Below are 2,144 nucleotides of genomic sequence, written 5' to 3'. Positions count from 1 at the left end.
CTTCATCCCGCCCCCTCCGTGCCCACGGCCCGCCGTCGGGCGACCCGAACCCGTCGAACGGTTCCACCGTAGAACCCGGCACCGACACTTCCCGGTCCGAACCGATCCCGGGCCCCCGCCGCCGGGCGGCGGAACCCGGGCCACGCTGGGACACGGGCCACGGCGGGGCGTCCCCGCCGGTCGGGTTCCGGCCCGACGGCGATCGGCCCGAGGCCGACCTCACCGCACCACGGCCTGGATCTCGTCCACCGCGATGTCCCGCGGGGCGCTCACACTGCCGTCCGGCAGATCACCACCGCTGCCGCCCGAGCCGACCCACGACACCTCCCACGCCAGCGTGGCCACCAGGCGGTACGGACCGGTGGCGTGCGTGGCCCGCAGGTAGGTGACACCGCACGGCGGCGTCTCCTCCGCCCGCCCCCTGCGGTACGGCTCACCGATGGTGCCGTCACGGGCGATGACGCACTCACCCGACACCGGGTGGGTGACCGCGTCCCGGGTACCGGGATCGACGGTGAGCCGGGCGGGCTCGGCGGTCGTCGTGGCCCAGATGTCGTACCCCTCCACCCGGGCGGTCACCGACACCGGCTCGGTGGAGGCGCCCTCGGTCCGGATCCAGGTCGGTAGGTTCACCACCTGGTGTTCGGCGTCCTCGGGGTTGAGGGCGATCTCGGTGTCCGGTACCCGGGTGAACTGGTGGGCCAGGCCGGCGAGCACCTCGGGGGTGGGAACGCCGGGCATCGGCGGGGGCGCCTCGCCGAAGGGCACCCGGAACCAGGGTTCGTCACAGGCCGGCTTGCCCTCGTGGTCGTCGGAGGCGCCGTTGATGAAGCTGCCCCACCACATGCCCTCGCCCCGCCGGTCGAGGTTGAAGTCGACCCCGCCCTCCTCGCCGTAGTTCTCCCTGTACCAGTACACCGCCTCGGCCTTGCCCGAGTGCAGGGGACTGTGCAGGTAGTCGAGGTAGTGCTGTTCGAACTCCTCCGGCGTGTACTCGGGGGCGTAGTAGCACGGCGGCGGGGTCCGGTTCGAACGGGAGGCGGTCAGGCCGCTCCGGCACCTCCGCCCTCGATGACGATGCCGGGCAGGGGACCGTGCCCACCGCGCCCCGCCCCGGCCCCGATGTTCCGCCCGTCGGATTCGCCGTAGGCGCCTTCGTCGTTGTCCTTGAAACGATCACCCGGTGCCGCAGGGGCGGTGGAGGGGATCATCAGAAGAAGGAGTCCGGCCCCCACGAGCGGGGAAAGCACACACCTCCGACTCAATCGCACTCGCTGCCTCCCCGCTCGGTGGCGACCTGCGTGGTCTGCCAGACCCCGGCCTCGTTCCTTTCGAGTCGGGTGATGTAGAAGATGTGCTCCTCGGCCGCCGAGTCGGGATCGACCTCACCGGTTTCCCGATCGGTGGTGAAGGACTCGCTTGCGTCGACGCAGTAGGTAACGGTCGCGGTGTCACCATCGAGCGACACCGAACGGTTGTAGTAACGGGTGGTTCCGGTGAAGCTCGAACCGCTTTCGATGATCGGCTCGATCCAGCCGACCGCCGAGCGCAGGGCATCCCCGGAGGAGTAGAAACCCGGGGCGGGCCGTTCGAGGTCACCGGAAACGATGGCCTCGTCCAGGGAGTTGACGCGGTGTTCGTGGTCGCCGAGGACGGCGAGCTCGGTGGGGTCGTCGGTGTCCACCACCTCGAAGATGTTGGTCACGTCGTCGGGGAGGCTGATCTCCGGCCGTTCGATCGTGTCCCCGGGGGCCGTGCCCGGGTCCTCCTCCTCGGGGGCCGGGTCCTTTGTGTCGGTGTCCTCGGCGCCCTGCGCCCCCTCGATGGTGTCGTCGGCGCCGCCGTCGTCCCCGCAGGCGGCGAGGGGGAGGAGGAGCGTTCCGGTCAGGGCGGCTGCGGCTGCGGTGCGGGTCAGTCGGTTGGCCATGGTTCCCCGTGTTCTCGAACTGGTGTGGCGGCGGCCGGACGTGAGGTTCCGGAAGCGCCCTCCGGCCCGCCGGTGGGACGCGCGGAGTCCACTGAGTCCCGCCCCGGACCTTCCCGCCCGGCGACGGCGGAGGGTGCGGGGAGGGCGGCCGGACCGGAGCCCGCCGGCCCTCCCCGCACCGGGGAACACGCCGCCGGGAGGCGGCACGGTTCCGGCC

3 protein-coding genes are annotated in these 2,144 nt (G+C 72.0%); all 3 read right to left on the bottom strand.

What is annotated here, in order from left to right:
* Positions 1-219: 219 nt before the first annotated feature.
* Positions 220-918, bottom strand: coding sequence for a hypothetical protein (locus tag FOE67_RS23605; protein ID WP_182666861.1), 699 nt, complete (start codon positions 916-918; stop codon positions 220-222).
* Between the two features lie 125 nt (positions 919-1,043).
* Positions 1,044-1,211: a hypothetical protein gene (locus FOE67_RS23600; protein WP_182666860.1), complete on the bottom strand. Its 168-nt coding sequence runs from the start codon at positions 1,209-1,211 to the stop codon at positions 1,044-1,046.
* 50 nt (positions 1,212-1,261) lie between these two features.
* Positions 1,262-1,927, bottom strand: a complete 666-nt coding sequence (locus FOE67_RS23595) for a hypothetical protein (RefSeq protein WP_182666859.1) — start codon at positions 1,925-1,927, stop codon at positions 1,262-1,264.
* Positions 1,928-2,144 lie beyond the last annotated feature (217 nt).

Origin of the sequence: Streptomyces calidiresistens (assembly GCF_014141525.1) — a bacterium.
In the GTDB taxonomy this organism is placed as follows: domain Bacteria; phylum Actinomycetota; class Actinomycetes; order Streptomycetales; family Streptomycetaceae; genus Streptomyces; species Streptomyces calidiresistens.
This window is presented reverse-complemented; position numbering and strand designations above follow the sequence as displayed.

Coding starts and splice junctions, on each gene's coding strand:
- FOE67_RS23600 (WP_182666860.1), bottom strand. CDS start 1,211: ATGATCCCCTCCACCGCCCCTGCGGCACCGGGTGATCGTTTCAAGGAC.
- FOE67_RS23595 (WP_182666859.1), bottom strand. CDS start 1,927: ATGGCCAACCGACTGACCCGCACCGCAGCCGCAGCCGCCCTGACCGGA.